15 protein-coding genes and 1 pseudogene are annotated in these 19,631 nt (G+C 64.2%); 7 read left to right on the top strand and 9 right to left on the bottom strand.

Annotated features, from left to right (window positions below):
* The first annotated feature begins 115 nt into the window (after positions 1-115).
* On the top strand, positions 116-1,177 hold the full coding sequence (locus FGK63_RS09420; protein ID WP_138841523.1) for a YeeE/YedE family protein: 1,062 nt from the start codon (positions 116-118) through the stop codon (positions 1,175-1,177).
* Between the two features lie 6 nt (positions 1,178-1,183).
* Here FGK63_RS09420 and FGK63_RS09415 read toward each other — a convergent pair whose 3' ends face one another.
* On the bottom strand, positions 1,184-3,379 hold the full coding sequence (locus FGK63_RS09415) for a primosomal protein N' (protein ID WP_138841521.1): 2,196 nt from the start codon (positions 3,377-3,379) through the stop codon (positions 1,184-1,186).
* 91 nt (positions 3,380-3,470) lie between these two features.
* Between FGK63_RS09415 and fsa the strand changes: the two genes are divergently transcribed.
* The 4 genes from fsa (at position 3,471) to FGK63_RS09395 (ending at position 6,789) form a co-directional block, all read left to right on the top strand.
* The gene (fsa, locus tag FGK63_RS09410; protein ID WP_138841519.1) at positions 3,471-4,124 is read left to right on the top strand and encodes a fructose-6-phosphate aldolase; all 654 of its coding nucleotides are present in this window, start codon (positions 3,471-3,473) and stop codon (positions 4,122-4,124) included.
* Positions 4,125-4,366: 242 nt separating this feature from the next.
* The gene (locus FGK63_RS09405; RefSeq protein WP_138841517.1) at positions 4,367-5,074 is read left to right on the top strand and encodes a DUF484 family protein; all 708 of its coding nucleotides are present in this window, start codon (positions 4,367-4,369) and stop codon (positions 5,072-5,074) included.
* Positions 5,071-5,991, top strand: a complete 921-nt coding sequence (locus FGK63_RS09400; RefSeq protein ID WP_138841515.1) for a tyrosine recombinase XerC — start codon at positions 5,071-5,073, stop codon at positions 5,989-5,991. The genes FGK63_RS09405 and FGK63_RS09400 overlap by 4 nt, the downstream gene beginning before the upstream one ends.
* Before the next feature lie 78 nt (positions 5,992-6,069).
* The gene (locus tag FGK63_RS09395; RefSeq protein WP_138841514.1) at positions 6,070-6,789 is read left to right on the top strand and encodes a CDP-alcohol phosphatidyltransferase family protein; all 720 of its coding nucleotides are present in this window, start codon (positions 6,070-6,072) and stop codon (positions 6,787-6,789) included.
* A gap of 34 nt (positions 6,790-6,823) precedes the next feature.
* Here the strand turns inward: FGK63_RS09395 and FGK63_RS09390 are convergent, their stop codons facing one another.
* On the bottom strand, positions 6,824-7,291 hold the full coding sequence (locus FGK63_RS09390; protein ID WP_138841512.1) for a hypothetical protein: 468 nt from the start codon (positions 7,289-7,291) through the stop codon (positions 6,824-6,826).
* Between the two features lie 76 nt (positions 7,292-7,367).
* Complete coding sequence (locus FGK63_RS09385; RefSeq protein ID WP_246043992.1) at positions 7,368-7,829, bottom strand: methylated-DNA--[protein]-cysteine S-methyltransferase; 462 nt, start codon at positions 7,827-7,829, stop codon at positions 7,368-7,370.
* A 147-nt stretch (positions 7,830-7,976) separates the two neighbouring features.
* On the opposite strand from FGK63_RS09385, the pseudogene FGK63_RS21205 reads away from it, so the two are divergent.
* Positions 7,977-8,960 (top strand): annotated as a pseudogene (locus FGK63_RS21205) (adenylate/guanylate cyclase domain-containing protein); the annotation flags it as partial.
* A gap of 227 nt (positions 8,961-9,187) precedes the next feature.
* Here FGK63_RS21205 and ileS read toward each other — a convergent pair.
* From ileS to FGK63_RS09350, 6 genes are all read right to left on the bottom strand, one after another.
* Positions 9,188-12,112: an isoleucine--tRNA ligase gene (ileS, locus tag FGK63_RS09375; protein WP_138841506.1), complete on the bottom strand. Its 2,925-nt coding sequence runs from the start codon at positions 12,110-12,112 to the stop codon at positions 9,188-9,190.
* 162 nt (positions 12,113-12,274) lie between these two features.
* Complete coding sequence (locus tag FGK63_RS09370) at positions 12,275-15,004, bottom strand: DUF2339 domain-containing protein (protein ID WP_138841504.1); 2,730 nt, start codon at positions 15,002-15,004, stop codon at positions 12,275-12,277.
* 118 nt (positions 15,005-15,122) lie between these two features.
* Positions 15,123-15,833: a VIT1/CCC1 transporter family protein gene (locus FGK63_RS09365; RefSeq protein ID WP_138841502.1), complete on the bottom strand. Its 711-nt coding sequence runs from the start codon at positions 15,831-15,833 to the stop codon at positions 15,123-15,125.
* A 61-nt stretch (positions 15,834-15,894) separates the two neighbouring features.
* Positions 15,895-16,887: a YcjF family protein gene (locus FGK63_RS09360; RefSeq protein ID WP_138841500.1), complete on the bottom strand. Its 993-nt coding sequence runs from the start codon at positions 16,885-16,887 to the stop codon at positions 15,895-15,897.
* Positions 16,862-17,335 (bottom strand): GNAT family N-acetyltransferase, encoded by a 474-nt coding sequence (locus tag FGK63_RS09355; protein ID WP_138841498.1) that lies wholly within the window; start codon positions 17,333-17,335, stop codon positions 16,862-16,864. Before FGK63_RS09355 ends, FGK63_RS09360 begins: the two co-directional genes overlap by 26 nt.
* A complete protein-coding gene (locus tag FGK63_RS09350) occupies positions 17,332-18,747 on the bottom strand; it encodes a YcjX family GTP-binding protein (RefSeq protein ID WP_138841496.1) in 1,416 nt (471 codons plus the stop codon). The genes FGK63_RS09355 and FGK63_RS09350 overlap by 4 nt, the downstream gene beginning before the upstream one ends.
* Positions 18,748-18,861: 114 nt before the next feature.
* Here FGK63_RS09350 and truA point away from each other — a divergent pair, with 114 nt between their 5' ends.
* Positions 18,862-19,629: a tRNA pseudouridine(38-40) synthase TruA gene (truA, locus tag FGK63_RS09345; protein ID WP_138841494.1), complete on the top strand. Its 768-nt coding sequence runs from the start codon at positions 18,862-18,864 to the stop codon at positions 19,627-19,629.
* Positions 19,630-19,631 lie beyond the last annotated feature (2 nt).

The raw sequence follows: 19,631 nt of genomic DNA, 5'->3' as shown, positions 1-19,631 counted from the left end.
GCCGATCGGGGTCCCTTGGCGAGAGGAATCCGGTATGCGCACATCTGATCTGCATCAAAGCAGAGGCCGGGTTGAAGCATTACATAGCAATGCGTGAATGCGATGGGAGAGTGCCGTGGACCTCGTCAACCTGGTCGAACGAATGGGAGAAGCGCCGACCGCCGCCCTGTTCGGCCTGATCACCGGTATCACCTTCGGAATCGCCGCGCAGCGGTCCCGGTTCTGTCTGCGCGCGGCGACCGTCGAATTCGCCCGCGGCCGGGTCGAGGACAAGGTGGCGGTCTGGCTGCTGACTTTCTCGACCGCGGTGGTCTGGGTGCAGGGCGCACAGCTTCTGGGGCTGATGGACTCCGCCGACGCGCGGATGATGGCGGTGCCGGGCAGCTGGTCCGGGGCGATCATCGGCGGGCTGATGTTCGGCGCCGGCATGGTCCTTGCGCGGGGCTGTTCCGGACGCCTTTTGGTGCTGGCGGCGACGGGCAACCTCCGGTCGGTGGTGTCGGGGCTGATCTTTGCGGTTGTCGCGCAGATGAGCCTGTCCGGCATCCTCTCCCCTGCGCGCGACGGGATCGCGGCGCTCTGGATCACCGACGGTGGGAGGAACATGGATCTGCTCGCCGCCCTGGGCATCCCGCATGCCGGCGGTCTGATCATCGGCGTAGCTATCGCAGCCGCGGCGCTTGCGCTGGCCTATCGGCAACGGATCGGCATTTCGCGGCTGATCTTTGCGTCGGGCGTCGGGTTCGCCGTCGCTGTGGGCTGGGTGTTGACCTATTCGCTTGCACAAGTGGCCTTCGAACCGGTCCAGATTGAAAGCGCAACGTTCACCGGCCCGTCGGCACACACGCTGATGTTCTTTCTTGAACGCGACGCCATCCTGGAATTCGACGTCGGACTGGTGCCCGGCGTCTTCATCGGCGCGATGCTTGCCGCATGGTTCGCGGGCGAAATGCGGTTTCAGGCGTTCGACGATGCCGTCACCATGCGCAAGGCCATGATCGGCGCGGCTCTGATGGGGTTTGGCGGCATGCTGGCCGGTGGTTGCGCCATCGGCGCAGGTGTCACCGGCGGGTCGATCTTTGTCGGCACGGCATGGCTCGCGCTGTTCTGCATGTGGATCGGCGCGATGGCGACCGACTACCTGGTGGATCAGAAGGCCGGAACCGTCACGGCCTGACCCCGCTCAGAAGAAACTCTGCGGGTCGATATCCACAGCCAGCCGGATGTCCCCCTTGAGCGTGACCGGCGCGATCCAGCGGGCAATGGCATCCTGCAGCGGAGCACCCTTGGGCGCCTTGACCAACAGCCGCACCCTGTGCCGTCCGCGTATCCGCGCGATCGGAGCCGGAGCGGGGCCGAAAACCTGGGCTCCGACCTGCCGCAGCGGCCCATCGTTGCGCGCGAGCGCATTGCCGATATCGAAGACCGGGCCGACCTCGGGACCCGACAGAATGATCCCGGCCATGCGCCCATAGGGGGGAACACCTGCTGCCTGCCGCCCCGCCGCCTCGGCCCGCCAGAACCCTTCCTCGTCTCCGGACAGGATTGCCCGGATCACCGGATGCTCGGGCTGAAAGGTCTGCAGAAGCGCCTGGCCGGGACGTTCCGACCGCCCGGCGCGGCCAGCAACCTGGCGCATCAGCTGAAAGGTACGCTCGGCGGCGCGCAGATCCGACCCCTGCAGCCCGAGATCCGCGTCGATCACGCCAACCAGGGTCAGCTTGGGAAAGTTGTGGCCCTTGGCGACAAGCTGCGTGCCGATGATCAGGTCCGCATCTCCTTCGGCGATTTCCTCGATCTTGGCCTTGAGCGCACGCGCCGATCCGAACAGGTCGGAACTTAGCATGGCAATGCGGGCTTCAGGAAATGTCGCCGCGGCCTCTTCTGCCAGACGTTCGATACCGGGACCGACAGGCGCCAGCTTGCCCTCGACCCCGCAGGACGGGCAGGCGTCAGGCATGGGTTTGGTCTCGCCGCACTGGTGGCACATCAGGCGCTTGAGGAACCGGTGTTCGACCATCCGCGCGTCGCAATGATCGCAACCGATCTGTTGACCGCAGGCCCGGCACAGCGTGACCGGCGCATATCCCCGGCGGTTGATGAACAACAGCGACTGTTCGCCGCTGTCCATCCGCGCGCGAACTGCCTGGCGCAGGGTCGGCGAAATCCACGAGCCCGGCTGCAGCTGCTCGGCCCGCATGTCGATCGTCTTCATTTCCGGCAGAACCGCAGCGCCGAACCGGGCCGAGAGGTCCAGACGTTCGTATTTGCCCGCCTCCGCATTCGCCCAGCTTTCCAGCGAAGGCGTGGCGCTGGCCAGAACCACCTGCGCCCCGCAGATCGCCGCACGCAGGACCGCCATGTCCCGCGCGTTGTAGAGAACGCCATCCTCCTGTTTGTACGAGGTGTCATGTTCTTCGTCGACGATGATCAGGCCAAGGTCGCGAAACGGCAGAAACAGCGCCGAGCGAGCGCCCACCACCAGTTGCGCGTCGCCCTGCCCCACCATGCGCCAGACCCGCCGCCGCTCGGTCATGGTCGCGCCCGAGTGCCATTCGGCCGGACGCGCGCCGAACCGCACCTCGACCCGGCTCAGGAATTCTGCCGTCAGCGCGATTTCCGGCAACAGCACCAACGCCTGTTTGCCCAGGCGCAGGGACTCGGCGACGGCTTCAAGATAGACCTCTGTCTTTCCCGAGCCGGTCACACCTTTCAGCAGCGTCGTGCCATATTGTCCGCCGCGCAGGGACCGGCACAGGGCATCCGCCGCAGCCGACTGATCCTCGGTCAGTTCCTTGCCCGGCAGATAAGGGTCCAGAACCGGATAAGGCAGATCGCGCGGGCTGTCCTCCTCGCGCACCGCGCCCTGCTTCACGAGGCCCTTGATCACCGAGGACGTGACGCCGGCCATTTCCGCCAGCTCCTTCAAGGTAAAGGCCAAACCGCCATAGTCCCGCAGGACTTCAAGCACCCGCGTGCGGGCATCGGTCAGCCGCTCGGGCGCACCACTACCCAACCGATAGATCTTGCGCATCGACGGCGGATCGCCAAGCCCCGGCGCGCGGGTCGCAAGCCGCAGCATCGCCGGCATAGGCGTCAGCGTGTAATCCGCAGCCCGCCCGAGAAATGCGCGCATTTCCTCGCGCATCGGCGCCGCTTCCAGAACCCGGATGACCGAGCGGATCTTGGCGGGATCGAAATTGCCCTGCCCCTGCCCCCAGACAACTCCCAGAACCTTGCGCGGCCCAAGCGGAACCTCTACGAAAGCGCCCAGGAAGCAGCCCCCTTCCGGAGCCTTGTAATCGAGCGTCCGGTCCAGCGGTTGTGTCGTCAGAACGGCCACCAGTTCGCCATGTTCGAAGTATTCCGGTCCGCTCAACTGTCGCCATTCCTCAGCAGGGGTTTCAGCAGGTGTTCCTTTGGGGTAAAGGCAAGCGCGACAGAGGCCAACCCATCAAAGGACTGCCCCCATGAAATTCTTTGTAGACACCGCCGAGATCGACGCGATCGCCGAACTCAACGATCTTGGCATGGTGGACGGTGTGACAACCAATCCCTCGCTGATCCTGAAATCCGGCCGCGACATCCTCGAGGTCACGAAAGAGATCTGCGACCTGGTCGACGGTCCGGTCTCGGCCGAAGTCGTGGCGACCGAAGCCGACGCCATGATCGCCGAGGGCCGCAAGCTGGCCGCGATCGCGCCGAACATCGCCGTGAAAGTACCGCTGACCTGGGACGGGTTGAAAGCTTGCAAAACGCTGACCGGCGAAGGGCAGATGGTCAATGTCACCCTGTGCTTCTCGGTCAACCAGGCGATTCTGGCCGCCAAGGCCGGCGCGACCTTCATCTCGCCCTTCATCGGGCGCCTGGACGACATCAACCTCGATGGCATGGACCTGATCGCCGACATCCGCCAGGTGTATGACAACTACGGCTACGAGACCGAAATCCTCGCCGCGTCGATCCGCTCGGTCAACCACGTGGCCGACAGCGCCCGTATCGGCGCCGACGTGATCACTGCACCGCCAGCGGTGATCAAGAAACTGGCCGATCATCCGCTGACCGACAAGGGGCTGGAAGCGTTCATGGCGGACTGGGCCAAGACAGGCCAGAAGATCCTCTGACGCCAAGAATACCTCGCTTGAGGACGGCGCGGGAGCCAACGCTCCCGCGCCGTTTTTTATAGCGGGCCTCGTGCGCTGTGAGTGGAGGTTCAACCTGAGCGATGCGCGAGGCGTCCAACAATCAACCGGAAAACCCGCGCGCGACTCAAGAGACACACAGATTTCCCAACCGGACTTTTTTCTGCGGCAAGCCGAACATCCCATGTTATAAGTCCCACCAACAAAAGAATAACGGACCAGACATGAGCAGCAGCCCAAAACTCGAAGACCAACTTCGCGCGGCGATTCTCGCCAAACCCGACGCCATCCTGGACGACAAGGACCTGATGCAGGCTCTTGTCGCCGCCAACGAGCGGGCTCTGGGCGAGAACATCATCGACCTGCGCGGCATCGCCATGGAGCGGCTCGAGGCCCGGTTGGACCGGCTCGAAGACACCCATCGCTCGGTCATCGCAGCTGCGTACGAGAACCTGGCCGGAACCAACCAGATCCACCGGGCCATTCTGCGGATGCTGGAGCCGATGGACTTCGAAGAATTCCTGAGCGACCTCGACGGAGAAGTGGCCGAGATCCTGCGGATCGACACCATAACGCTGGTACTCGAATCCACTCTGGATGACGAGGACCCCGCGATCAAACGTATGGGCGGGGTGTTGTGCGTGGCCGAGCCCGGCTTCATCGACGCCTACCTTACCCACGACCGCAAAGGCCCGCCGCGTCAGGTCACGCTTCGGCAGATGCAGCGGGGATCGCGCCAGATCTACGGCGAGCGCGGCGACCAGCTCCGGTCCGAAGCCTGCCTGAAGCTGGATCTCGGCCAGGGTCGGCTTCCGGGCATGATCGCGCTCGGGTCCAACGATCCGCGCCATTTCACGCCGCAGCTCGGCACCGATCTTCTGACCTTTTTCGCGGGAGTGTTCGAGCGCGCGATGCGCCACTGGCTGTCGTGAACCTGATCTCGCCCGCCTGCCGGGACGCGCTTCAGCATTGGCTGGAGAGTCAAAGGGCGCTTTCCGGCCGCGCCGAGAACACCCTGACCGCCTATCGCGGGGACGTTGCCGATTTCCTGGCCTTCATGACGGTGCATCACGGCGCTCGCGAAGGCTTGCCCGCGCTGGAGAGGATCACCGTTTCGGACATGCGGGCCTGGATGGCGCAGCAGCGTGGTGCGGGCATTGGCGCCCGTTCGCTGGCGCGCAAGCTCTCGGCCGTCAAAAGCTTCTATCGTTGGCTGGCAGAACGCGAAGGGTTCGAGCCCACGGCCGTTTTGTCCACGCGCGCTCCGAAATTCAGCAAGAAACTGCCCCGACCGCTGGCCGAGGACGCCGCCCGCGCGATGATCGATACCGTCGAATTGCAAACGGCCAGCGATTGGGCCTCCGCCCGCGACGTCGCGGTGGTCACGTTGCTCTATGGCTGCGGCCTGCGCATATCCGAGGCCTTATCCCTGACCGGTGCGGACGCGCCGCTGCCGCAGACCCTGCGGATCGTCGGCAAGGGCGGTAAGGAAAGGATCGTCCCGGTCATTCCCGCCGCGCGCGAAGCCGTGGCCCACTACCTTCGCCTGTGTCCGCACCCGCAGGAACCAGCCGAGCCGCTGTTTCGCGGTGTGCGCGGTGGAGCATTGAACCCACGCGCAATCCAGGGCGTGATGGCCAAGGCGCGGATGCAGCTCGGCCTGCCGGCGTCGGCCACGCCGCACGCGATGCGGCACAGCTTTGCCACCCATCTGCTGGCAGCGGGCGGTGATCTGCGGGCGATCCAGGAACTGCTGGGGCACGCCTCTCTCTCCACCACCCAAACCTACACAGCGGTCGATACGGCGCGCCTGATGGAGGTTTACGAGCGCGCGCATCCGAAGGCCTAGGGACACAGCCGCAACGTTTCCGCGCGCCCAATGGCGCAACCGTTTGCAGTCAGCTTGGTTTTCGGTAATGACAGGCTCATGACACCCCAGTTCAAAGCCCTTGTCGTCCATATCTTCACCGCCACCGGCGCAGTGTTCGCCATGCTGGCCATGCTTGCCGCAGTCGATGAGAAATGGAGCCTGATGTATCTGTGGCTTGTCGTGTCCTTCATCGTGGATGGAATAGACGGTCCGCTTGCGCGGCACTTCCATGTCAAGAAATACGCCCCCGAATTCGACGGAGAGCTGCTTGACCTGATCATCGACTACCTGACCTATGTCTTCATCCCGGCCTTTGCGCTGTTCAAATCGGGCCTGATGGATGGGTGGACCGGATGGTTCGCGATCATCGTCATCACTTTCGCCAGCGCGCTGTATTTTGCCGATACGCGCATGAAGACCAAGGACAATTCCTTTTCCGGCTTTCCCGGCTGCTGGAACATGGTCGTCATCGTGATCTTCGCGCTCGAGCCGAATTTCTACTTCAGCCTGGGCCTGGTGACGGTTCTATCGATCGCGATGTTCCTGCCGCTGAAATTCGTGCACCCCGTCCGCACCCAACGCTGGCGCGGCTTGACGCTGCCGATGGCCTTTGCATGGACCTTTTTCGCCGGTTGGGCCGCCTGGGTCGATTTCCACCCCGACAGTTGGGCGCATTGGGGTTTGGTCCTGACCAGCATCTACCTGATCAGCGCGGGGATCGCACAGCAGATCATCCCCGAACGGGACAATCCGCAACGTGAAGAAAGCGCGTCGTAGCGCGCGTTCTTCGCCAACCTGCCAAAGGGCGGATTCAAAGGACGTCTTCGACCTCGAATTCGGTGCCGTTATGGGTGAATAGTTCGCCTTTCTGCAGGCCCGCCATGGCCAGGTAGATCGGGCTTTGCGTCGAGATGCCCATGTAGGTTTCGCCATCGACCTCGAACCGGCTCGTCGATACGCAGACGACGAAATTCCTGTTGCTGAACTTCACCACTGCCCCCGGAGCCACGGTATCGGTCAGACGGAAGTTCGTGTTTTCGATCACGTCGATCTTCGCGTGATGCGCATGAACCGGCGCATCGAACGCAGCTGCGAGGTCGGCGTTTTCACGAGAGGCGGCAATGTCGTCCTTGTCATGGCCTTCCCGGTCGTCGAGCTGCGAGTCCTTCATGAACGCTTCGTAATGCGCTTTGGCGGTTGCCAGCTCCTCGGCCTCAAGGGACATGAGGCGATCGACGATAGCCTTCTTTTTTGCGGCGCGGTCTTGCTCGGCAGTCATTCAGCGGTGTCCTTCAAATTCGATAGTCAGGATAGGTTGTGTCGCAAATTGCGCAAATGCAACTGCTTTTCGCGTTTCAGATCAGCAGGCCAGCAGCGCCTTCGTGACGCAGCAACGCCACCTTCGTCTCGATCCCGCCCGCGCCGGAAAAGCCGCCCAATCCGCTTGCCGCCAGGACGCGATGGCAGGGGATGATGACCGGAATGGGGTTGGCCCCGCAGGCTTGCCCGACCGCCTGTGCCGGATGATCGAGGTCGCGGGCGATGTCGCCATAGGTGCGGGTGTCGCCGAACGGGATGGCGGACATCGCGTCGCACACCTGCTTCTGAAACTCAGATCCCTCGATCCGCAGCGGCAGATCGAAACGCCGCAGCTGTCCCGCGTCATAGGCCCTGATCTGCGCCGCAGCCTCGTGCAACAGGGGCGAAGCCGCGGCCCCATTGTCCTCGGCATCGTTCCAGGTCAGACGGACGATGAACCCATTCTGCTCTTCGACCACAAGTCGGCCGAAACTGGTATCGACAATGATTTTTGGCACAAAGCGAAGCTGGCAGAAGGCATGCACCTCTGCAACCGGTATGTAGTGCTGCGAGACTCTGCCATGCTTTCGGGCCTGGCTATCGCCCATTTGCTTCAACATCGCATTCCGAGCATGATGATTGCCCAATAGGGGCGGAACGATGTCATGGTAAGCACCGCGAAAATTCACTCGGTGTGCAACTGGCTGATTGCTGGCGCACAACCGCCGAAAGGCATCGAGGCTGTGGTCGAAGACTGCGCGCATCGGCTAAACGAGGCGGGTATCGGGCTTGACGCCCTCATCATCAACGGACTGTTCATTCATCCTCGCATCCGCGGCATCCAGACACGGTGGACGCGAAAAGGGGGTGTTCGACGCGTTACGTTCCTGCACGAGTACTTTGACACAGTTGATTTCAAAAAGACCCCGATCGATGGCAGCATCTCAACAAAACGCTCCATACGTCTGCGTCTGGCAGAAGCTGCAAAATCGGCGGACAATTTCGAAGCCTACAAACGGAACTACAAGAAAGCGGGATACACTGACGTTCTGGTGCTTCCACTGATCAACTTCGATGGAACCGTAACTGGTTGTGTGGAGTTTGCCACCCAAGCCCGCAATGGGTTCGACGATGAGCAAGTCACGGCCTTGCGGCGGGTACAATCGTCCTTGGCGCGGATGAAGGAGTATTTCACCGAGCGCTTGGACAAACAGATCACCCTTGCGACCTATTTGGGAGAGGCCACCAGCCAGAAAGTCCTGAGCGGCAAGATCGTTCGCGGAGAGGGTGAGACAATCTCGGCCGTGGTGCTGTTTGCCGACATCAAGGGATACACCCAGCTTTCCAACAGCATGGAGTCGCAGGATGTACTGCAACTCTTGAACCATTTCTTCTCGGTGATCGACGACTCGGTCAGCCGCAACAACGGCGAAATTCTCAAGTTTCTGGGCGACGGTGCCCTCGTGATTTTCCCGACGCCGGACGACCTGACCGCCCAAGAGGCGGCGGCGGACGGCGCATTGCAGGCCATCGCTCAGGCGCGGGAGGCCATGGCTCATGAGCACGCCACCCCGTCTCCCGAGTTTCGCGCGGCCTTGCATGTCGGGGATATCTTTTACGGCAATATCGGCAGCAGAACACGGCTAGATTTCACGGCCATCGGGCCGACGATCAATCTTTGCTCGCGTATGCTGCAGGAAGCCTCGCGCCAGAATGCCCGAACGATATGCTCGAAACAGTTCATGGACATTTCGACAATCCAAACCGGCAACCCCGTATCGTGCGAGGTCGCCGGTTTTGACGAGACCGTCGGGTTTTTTCGTTCTCGAATAAGCGATGCCCCTCGTCGGACTACGGGCAACCGCAGGTTCCAGGCTCAACCCAAGGCGTCGTTGCAACGCCCGCAGACGCCCGCATGGGCATGGCGGCCGACATCCGGCAGGATCTTCCAGCACCGCTGGCACTTCTCGCCCTCGGCCATTTCGAAGACGACGCCGACACCTTCGACCTCGGGCAGGCGGAACGCCTCGGCCGGGGCCGGATCGCCGGTCACGGTCAAGCCCGAGGTGATGCACATATCGTCCATGTCGATCTGGCGCAGCAGGGCGCGCACGCCATTGTCTTCGACATGCACGACCGGCGCCGCCTCCAGGCTGGAGCCGATGACTTTGTCCCGGCGCTGGATCTCGAGCGCGGCGGTCACCACGCGGCGCACGCGGCGCACCTTGGCCACGTTCGCCTCGTTCTCAAGGTCGCGCCACGCGGCCGGCGTTTCGGGGAAGTCCACCAGATGCACCGAACTGTCGTCGCCCGAGTACCGCTCCAGCCAGACCTCCTCCATCGTGAAGACGAGGATCGGAGACAGCCAGGTGGTCAGCCGGTGGAACAGGATGTCCAGCACCGTCCGCGCGGCACGGCGGCGCGGGCTGTCGCCGTCGCAATAGAGAACGTCCTTGCGGATGTCGAAGTAGAAGGATGACAGGTCGACCGTGGCAAAGTTGAACACCGCGCTGAAAACGCCCTGGAAATCAAACTCGGCATAGCCCTTGCGAACCTGCGCGTCCAGTTCGGCCAGACGGCTCAGCACCCAGCGTTCCAGCGGCGGCATGTCCGCCGGGTTCTCGACGCGGTCGGTCTCGGAGAAATCCGACAGCGAACCCAGCATGAAGCGCATCGTGTTGCGCAGACGCCGATAGCTGTCGGCGACGCCTTTCAGGATTTCGGGCCCGATCCGCTGGTCGGCGGTATAGTCGGTCTGCGCCACCCAGAGCCGCAGGATGTCGGCGCCGTACTGCTTGATGACCTCGGCCGGCACGATGGTGTTGCCGAGCGATTTGGACATCTTGTTGCCCTTCTCGTCCAGCGTGAAGCCATGCGTCACGACATTGCGGTACGGCGCGCGTCCCATCGTCCCGCAAGCCTGCAGCATCGAGGAATGGAACCAGCCGCGATGCTGGTCGGTTCCTTCCATGTAGACATCGGCGATGCCGTCCTCGGTCCCGTCGGCGCGGTCGCGCAGCACGAAGGCGTGGGTCGAACCGGAATCGAACCAGACGTCGAGAATGTCGAACACCTGATCCCATTCCTCCGGATCATAATCGGGGGTAAGGAACCGTTCCTTGGCGCCATCCCTGTACCAGGCATCGGCGCCCTCGGCCTCGAAGGCTTCAAGGATGCGCGCGTTGACCTTCTCGTCGCGCAGCAGAAAGCCCGGATCGGTCGGCAGAGCGCCCTTCCTGGTGAAGCAGGTCAGCGGCACGCCCCAGGCGCGCTGTCGCGAAAGCACCCAGTCGGGCCGCGCTTCGATCATCGAAAATAGACGGTTTCGGCCGGTCTGCGGCCACCATTTCACCAGCTTGTCGATCGAGTTCAGCGCACGGGTCCGTATGGTGGTGCCCATCTCGTCCTTCCCGTCGCCCACGGTCTTGTCGATGGCCGCAAACCATTGCGGCGTGTTGCGGAAGATGAGCGGTGCCTTGGAGCGCCAGCTGTGCGGGTAGGAGTGTTTGACCCGGCCGCGCGCGATCAGCGCGCCGCAGCCCGCAAGCGCGTCGATGACCCGCTTGTTGGCGTCGCCTTCCTTGCCCTTGTGGTCCATGATCTTGGCGCCGCCGAAAAGCGGCAGCGACTCGCGGAACGAGCCGTCCTCGATCACGTTGTGGGTCATCTGCAGCCCATGCTTTACGCCAAGAACGAAGTCGTCGGCGCCGTGGCTGGGGGCGGTATGAACGAAACCGGTTCCGGCCTCGTCGGTCACGTGGTCGCCGGGCAGCATGGGCACGTCATAATCCCACTCGCCCTCGCCGCCGTCGGCGCCGCGGAACGGATGGGCGCAGATCATCAGGTCAAGCTGCGCCGCGGTCACGTCGCGAAGACGCTTGAAGCCGTCGACGCGGGCCGCGCGGAACACGTCACCGGCCAGACGGTCCGACAGCAGGAACTGTTCGCCCACCTTGGCCCAGTTGTCCTCGGGCGCCTCGGTCACTTCGTAGAGGCCGTAGGACAGATCCGGGTTGAAGGCCACGGCCCGGTTCGACGGGATGGTCCAAGGGGTCGTGGTCCAGATCACCACGTTCACGCCCATAAGCTCGGATCGCCCTCCGGCCGGCTCGATCGCGCGCACAACCGGGAACTTGACCCAGATGGTGTGGCTCTGGTGGTCGTGGTATTCGACCTCTGCCTCGGCCAGCGCCGTCTTTTCGACCGGCGACCACATCACGGGCTTGGACCCCTGGTAGAGCGTGCCGTTCATCAGGAACTTCATGAATTCCTCGGCGATCACCCGCTCGGCATGAAAGTCCATGGTCAGATAGGGGTCTTCCCACTTGCCGGTCACGCCAAGTCGCTTGAACTCGTCGCGCTGGATGTCCACCCAGCCCTCGGCGAACTTGCGGCATTCCTGCCGGAAGTCGTTGATCGGAACCTCGTCCTTGTCCTTGCCCTTCTGCCGGTATTGCTCCTCGATCTTCCACTCGATCGGCAGGCCGTGGCAGTCCCAGCCGGGAACATAGCGCGCGTCGAACCCCATCATCTGGTGGCTGCGCACGATCATGTCCTTGATGGTCTTGTTCAGAGCGTGGCCGATATGCAGGTTGCCGTTGGCATACGGGGGGCCATCATGCAGGATGAAGGACTTGCGGCCGGTTTTCTCGCGCAGGCGGTCATAGACCCCGATCCGCTCCCACCGCGCCAGCCATTCCGGCTCTCGCTTGGGCAAGCCGGCCCGCATCGGAAAGTCGGTCTTCGGCAGGTTGAGCGTGTCTTTGTAGTCGAGTTCTTCGGTGGTCGTGTCGGCGCACATTCGGGGCGTCCTTCGGATTGTCTGATGCGGTTGCAGGCGATCTGGCGGTGCGAGGTCTCAAACACCTTTGCCCGGCGTCTCGATTTCTCAGAGCGCCGGGGAAATAATTCGAATGATGATGGCCTGCCTGTCGAACATGGCGGGCTTATAGGACGGGAGCGCCTATTGGTCCAGTGGTTCCGGCGCCTGCGGCGAATGGCGCAACATGGCCCAGCGGTTGAGCCAGGCAAGGCCCGCCAGGGCCAGACCCAGCGCCAGCAGCGAAAACACCCGGATCAGACCTCCGAGGCCGGAGATGTCGACAAGAAACACCTTCGCGACCGCCAGTCCGATCACCGCCAGCCCGGCCTTGCGCATCAGATCCGACCGGCGCGCGAGGGACTGGTAGAACAGCCCGGCCCCGATCACCAGAAGGGCCAGCGTGTAGGTGTAAAGCTCGGGCTGTGTGACGCCATGGCTTTCGTGCATTCCCGCCGCACCCTGCCAGAAATGCCGGATCGTCAGCCCCAGCCAGATGGCACAGAGCGCCAGCGCAGCTGCGCCGCTGACCTGCCTCATCCATCGCGGCATCGATCGGATCCTCCATACCGCAATCCCGATCAAAAGCGCCGGTAAAAGATAGGCGACCGCCAATGTGTTGACGATCGGCGGCCCAATCACCGGCGCGGTGCCGATCTCGAGCAGCGGGTTGGCTTCCGTCAGGGCTCCGCTCAGGGCTGCGACGCCCAACAGCCCGAACACCGCCGCCAGCCCGGTGCGGACCATCTGGAATCTACCTCCCAGTTCCCACCGCCGAACCTGGGCAAAGGCCAGCGCCAGCCAGATCACCGCAAACAGCCCCAGCGCCCAGTGGCTGTTTTCGGCCCCGCTCACCGTCAAACTTTCCAGCCAGCGCAGCAGCAGCAACGACAGGAATAGCCCCGCCGTGGACCAGGCCGCGCTTTCGAGCATCAGCTTTGCCGCCGGGCGCGCCAGCGGCAGCAACAGCCACAAGGCAAGCAGGAAACCGGCCAAGGTCCCACCATAGGCCAGCACCAGTTCCGGCAGCGGCGCGTTCTGGGCCCAATCCAGACCCGGATCCACAACCAGCCGATATCCCAAGGTCACCACACCCGCGTGGGTGAACCAACTCATCGGCGGCAGCGTGAATTTCCGGTCCAGCGCCGCGGCGACCACTACCGTGACGGCCAGGGCAGCCGTCAGCGCCGCCGAACTCAGGACGATGATGCAGGCAAATGCCAGGCTGGACAGCGCCGAGAGAGTGGCCAAGGCGGCCCGCATCCTGTCCGCGCCATCCGCCCGGGCAAACCGTTCGGCCAGCAGGACCATCAGCGCACCAATGGCAAGCGCGTGCAGCGCCCAGGGGTAGGCGCCGATCACGTCGGCGGGGCGCCAGCCGATTTCGAGCATGATCGCCAAAGCGGGCGCGAACAGCGCCGCCGCCCCGGCCCAGACCGCCGCAGTCTCTTCCTCTCGGTACGAGCGCCATGCCGCGGCCACCGACACCAGCGCCCCAAGCGCCACGAGCATCGTCACCAGGAACGGATAGTCCGCCTCGGGCGTTTCCGCATATGTGGCGGCGAACCGCAGATAAGCCGCACTGCCGTCGATCCCGTGCGCAAGAACGACCCAAAGCAGGCCTGCCGCCGGAAACAGGGTGGTATCCTGCAGCGCCCGTGCGCCGTTTGCCCACAGGATCAGGGCCAGCGTCATGGCGGCCAGCAGCAGAACCGCCAGCCAGAACCCCGCCTCGGTCTCGGCCCAATGCAGGGCGATGATGGCGGAACTGGCCGCTACGGCGCCGAAAGCCAGCCGCGTCGGGAATTCCGGCCAGGGATCGCCCTTTTTACGCAGGAAAACCTGGGACACCATGCGCCCGCCGTGTACCGGCACCAGGCTGCGCGCAGGCACGACAACCGCAGCCATCGCAAGCGCCACCGAATAGATCAGGTGCTCTGCATCCGTCGCAGGTGACGCCAGCACGAGCAGCCAGGCCGCCGAGTAGGCGCCGAGCAGCGTCAGGACCGAGATCCAGGCCCATCGCCGCACGGTGTCGATGCCCAACCCCAGCAGCGCGACGATCAGGAAATAGGCATAAAGCCACGATGGATCGCTCGAGGATCCGCCCACCAGAAACGGGGCCGCAAAAGCGCCAATCAAGCCGACCGCGGCCAGCAACGCGCCGTGGAACCACCCAAGTACCAACCCCAGCAGAGCGATCGCCATCATGCCCGCCAACGCCGTCTCGGGTCCGATCAGGTCGTACAACTGACGCGCCGCAAGCACGCCGCCGAACAGCGTGACCAGACCGGCCCCGGAAAAGACCGAGGGCAGGTAGGCGGTGCTGGATGCCTCGTCATCGCCGAACCTGCGGCGCAGAACCTCGCCGGCGACGATCAGGAGTGCACCGAAGGCCAGGGCCGCAGCGACCCGCGCCGCGGGCGACAGAAGCCCGGTCTCGACCCCGTATTGCACAAGAAAAATCCCGGCCAGCGCCAGCGACAGGGCCGAAACCGCGTAGAACCAGTTCTCGCGCAGCCAACTGCCCAAGGCGTCGATGCGGTCCTTTCGGAACACGACCGCACGAGGCGTCGAAGCGGTCGCAGCGGGTTTCGGAGTTTCACCAACCTCGGCACCGACCGGGCGTGACGGTCTCCAGGGGCCAGGTTTTGCCCGATCCTCGACAGGTTCAGGCTTGGCATCCGCTGGCTTCGTTTCATCCGCCTGCGGTGCTGCCTGACCGTCCGTTTCAACGGCACCGCCCATGCCAGCGAGCCGTTTTTCAAGCTCGTCGACGCGCCGTCGCAGACGGGACTGCCCCACAACTAGAAAGACGACCGTGACCGGAATGGCCAGAACGATCAGGCCGATCAGAACAAGCAGCGATTCCACAACCAGCCTCCGAACTGCAACGGAACGAGTCTAAGGCCAGCCATACCGGCAACCTAGTCCGGAAAACCATGCGAAATGAAAGCGTTGCCTCGGCCCCACAACCTGCCGCGGTAAGGGATCAGACGTGGAACAGCGATCCGACACCGAACGCGATCAGCGCGGCCGCGCCGCCGATCGCAAGCGTCTCGCCGCCCGAACGCCACCAGGGCGCCAGAGACCAACGGCTCTTGAGTGCACCGATGGCGAAGAAAACCCCCATGGTCACCCAGACGGAAACCACAAACGCATTCTCAAGCCCGAAGAGGAAGGGGAGCAAGGGGATCATGCCGGCGATGAGAAACGCCAAAAACGTCGCCATCGCGGCCTTCATCGGGTGCGGATCGACGCTGCCCAGCCCGTATTCGCCTTCCAGCATCAGGTTGATCCAGTTCTCGCGATTGGCGGTGATGGCCTGGGTCGCTTCATCCAGCACCGGCCCCGCCAGACCCTTCTGTGTCAATATCTCGCGCACCTCCTGCCTTTCGCCGTCCGGATAAAGCGCGATGTGCCGTTCCTCGATGGCTCGGATGCGGCGGATGTTGTCCAGCTCGGCCTTGGTTCCGGAATAATTGCCCGCTGCCATCGAAAATCCGTCGGCCAGGACGTTGGCAATGCCCAGCGCGACGATGACAAAGGGCGACAACCCAGCCCCGGCCACCCCGGCGACGATGGCAAAAGTGGTGACCGATCCGTCGATCCCGCCATAGACCACGTCGCGCAGCACGCCGCGCCCCGGCGGCGCGTTGATCCGGTCGGCAATCTCCTTCTGGCTGTGGCCGTGATCCGCCATGGCACCCTCTCGCGCTTTTCATGATCCTGCGCCAAGGGGGCAAAAGTGGCCTTGCGTCAGATCAACCCTTGGAAAACAACCCGCCCAGCGCGCGTTTGACCATGCCTCGGGTAGAAGGCTTGTGGCGCGGCGAAAATGGCAAGGGGCGGCAGACCTCCATCGCTGCGACGCCGACGCGCGCGCTCAGGGCGCCGTTGACCAGACCTTCGCCAAAACGGCGGGACAGCTTGCCGAGGATCGAGCCGCCAAGGATCGGCTCCAGCAAGTCGTCGCCCACCGCGACCGCGCCGGTCGCCACCAGATGCACGAAAACGGCCCGGGTCAGTCGCCAACTGCCGAGGAATCCGGCCCGCCCACCGTAGATCTCGGCGATCCGGCGGATCATTCGCAGGGAAGCGGCCAGCGCCGTCGCCACATCAGCCAGCGCCAGCGGCACCAGCGCAGTCACGGTTGCAACCTGCCGCGCGGCCGCCTCGACCTCGCGGCTGGCGGCGTCGTCGAGCGGGGCGAGGAGTTCATCCTCGGCCAATGCCAACAAGGCAACCGCATCGAACTGGTCGTCGGCCCGCTCGCACAGGCGCTCCCTTCCCCACCGGGTTTCGTCCCGGCCCTTGTAGAAGGAAACCAAACGCTCGGTGACCGCGCGCGCCTGCGCCAGATCATCGGCCGCCAGCGCCGCATCGGCGGACCGGCGCAACTCGTCCACGCGCGCAAGGCGGCCAATAGCAGCCATCTCGCGCAGCGCGATAACGAGCGCGACAAGTACCAGCGCCGCCAGCAGCCCGGTGACGATCCACCCCAGGATCGGCGCGCGTTCGACCAGCGATGTCGCGAAATCCCAGGCCGCGACGGAAACCACCGCGCCGATCACCGCCAGCGCCAGCCCCCAGAACCACTTGGTCAGCGCTGAAGGTTTGCGCGCCGCCATCCGGGCCGCCGCCTGCATCGCCTGACCCTGCGGCGGGATCATGTCCGGAACCGGAGGCGCCTGGGACACGTTCGGAGCGGATTGCGCTTCGCCTTCGAGGTCAATCAGAACCGGACCGTTGGTCATGGCCGTCGTCCTCCTTTTGCCAGACATATGTGATGTCAGGCAGGTTTTCATCGTTTCGCGCACCATCGCTGCGCCCGGCTTCGACGAACCCGTTCCGTTCGTAGAACTGGCGGGCGGCAGTGTTGGCCTCGAACGTTCTGAGTGTCAGACGCGCCCGTTTTTCCTTGGCGTCGTCCAGCAGTTGCCGCCCGACCCCCTGTCTCCGAGCCGGGCCAGAAAGATAAAGCGCGCAGATTTCCTGGCCGTCGCGCGCCAGAAATCCGAGTACCTGGGCTTGTTCCTCGACCACCGTGACCCAGCCCCGGTCGATCATCGTGCCGCAAAAGGCGATGGCTTCGGCCAGCGAATGCAGCTCGGGCATCCAGTCGTTTTCGCGCGAAAAACCGTGCAGGATTGCTCCGGTCGTGCCGGCGTCGGTACTGCGTGCAGGGCGCAGGATCGGGTTCATAGCCGGTCTCCGATCAGGAACTGCGCGGCCCTATCCAGCCGGATATGCGGCGGCCCGTCGCCCGGCTGCAACGTCAGGCGCGCGGGCGAAAAGGCCATGAAGCCATAATCCTCGGACAACCACGCCTGCGCGCCCTCCCTCGCCGGGCCCAGCAGATGGGCAGGATCCTCGGGCAGTGCGCCGGGATAGAAGGCCGCCTGCTTTTTCGTCTCGAGAAGCGTGCCCCTGACGCACGGCAGTTCCCGCCCGTCATGGCAGCGCATTTCTTCGGTGGTCGCGCGCAGGGCGGCAAGCGACAGGGCTGACGTCTCGGCCCCGGCAAAACTCGCGCGGTCACGGGCGTCGCGGGTCAGCGCCTCCATGATGGCCGTCAGCTTGGGATGCTGCAGGTGGTGCAGATGATCGGCCTTGGTTGCCGCGAACAGGATCTTCTCGACCCGTTTGCCCAGTAAAAGCTGGCTGAGCCAGGCGTTCCGCCCCGGCCGGAAGGCCCCGAGGATATCCGCCATCGCCCGACGCATATCCTCGACCGCCCGTGGACCGCTGTGGATGGCCCCCAGTGCATCGACCAGCACGATCTGCCGGTCGATGCGCGCGAAATGGTCGCGAAAGAACGGCTTCACCACCTGCGCCTTGTAGGCCTCGTACCGCCGCTCCATCTCGCGGTGCAACGATTTCCGGCGGGAAGGCCCATCGACCGGCAGCGGCGCAAACGTCAGAACCGGAGAGCCCGCCAGATCTCCGGGCAGCAGAAACCGACCTGGCGTGCAGTCATAGAAACCGGCGTCCCGCGCGGCACCAAGGTAGTCGGTGAAAGACCGGGCCAGTCGCTGCGCCACAGGTTCCTCATGCGAACCGGCCGGATCGGCGCCGCGCGCCTCTGCCAGATAGGCGGCCGCTTCCGAACGGGGTCCGATCCGCGCCAGTGTCTCCGCCGACCACTCATCATAGGACTTGTCCAGAAGGCCCAAATCCAGCAGCCACTCGCCGGGATAGTCGACGATATCCAGGTGTACGGTGCGCGGCCCCTGCAACCCGGCCAGCAGGCCAGCGGGCCTGACCCTCAGCGACAGGCGCAGTTCCGACACCGCACGGGTGCTGTCCGGCCAATGCGGCGCAGGGCCGGTGAGCGCGGCCAGATGGGTTTCATAGTCGAAGCGCGGCACGGTGTCGTCCGGCTGCGGCTGAAGATAGGCGGCCGCGATCCGCCCTTCCTGCGCGGCGGCCAGCCCGGGCATCCGCCCCCGGTCCAGGAGGTTCGCCACCAGCGAGGAGATGAACACCGTCTTGCCCGAGCGGGCCAACCCGGTGACGCCCAGCCGGATCACGGGTTCGAAGAAGGTTTCGGAAATCCGGTCTCCGACGGTTTCGACGCCGCGCACAAGGTTGTCTGCCAGAGTTGAGATGACCAAGCCGCTGCCCTGCCCTTTTCGTTTCTTTCAAGATAGGAAGGGGTTGCCCTGGTTGCCAGAGCTTTTGCAAAGGCCGGCCTTGCCGTGGCCTGCAGTGCGCGATACCAGCGGCACATGCCACGTTTCGCGTTGAAAGTCGAATACCAGGGCGCGCCTTTCGCGGGTTGGCAGCGCCAGAAGGAGCTGCCGTCGGTTCAAGGCGCGATCGAGGACGCGCTGGCGCGTCTCGAACGGGGGCCGCACATGATCGCGGCGGCCGGGCGAACCGACGCGGGCGTTCACGCCTTGGGACAGGTCGCCCATTGCGACCTCATCAAGGACTGGGATCCATTCCGCCTGTCCGAGGCCCTGAACTATCACCTCAAACCGCTGCCCGTCGCGATTCTGGCGGCCGCGCAGGTCGAAGACGACTGGCACGCAAGGTTCACGGCGACCGAACGGCAGTACCTGTTCCGCATCCTGATCCGCCGGGCCCCTGCTACGCATGACAAAGGTCAGGTTTGGCAGATCAACCAGACGCTGGACGTGGCGGCGATGCAGGAAGCGGCGGACAAGCTGGTGGGGCAGCACGATTTCACGACCTTCCGCTCGTCGATCTGCCAGTCCGCCAGCCCGGTAAAAACTCTGGACGAGTTGCGGATCGAACCGGTTGACGGATTTTCGGGGCCCGAGGTGCATTTCCACGTGCGTGCCCGGTCTTTCCTGCACAATCAGGTGCGCAGCTTTGTCGGCACGCTTGAGCGCGTCGGAGCCGGGGCCTGGTCGCCTTCGGACGTCAGGCAGGCGCTCGAAGCGGCGGATCGCGCGGCTTGCGGGCCGGTCAGCCCTCCGCAGGGTCTGTATCTGGCACGAGTCGGATACCCGGCCGACCCTTTCGCCTGACC

It is taken from the genome of Ruegeria sediminis, from assembly GCF_005938215.1.
GTDB lineage: Bacteria > Pseudomonadota > Alphaproteobacteria > Rhodobacterales > Rhodobacteraceae > Ruegeria > Ruegeria sediminis.
The sequence above is the reverse complement of the archived record's forward strand: the minus strand, read 5'-3'. Positions and strand labels throughout refer to the sequence as shown.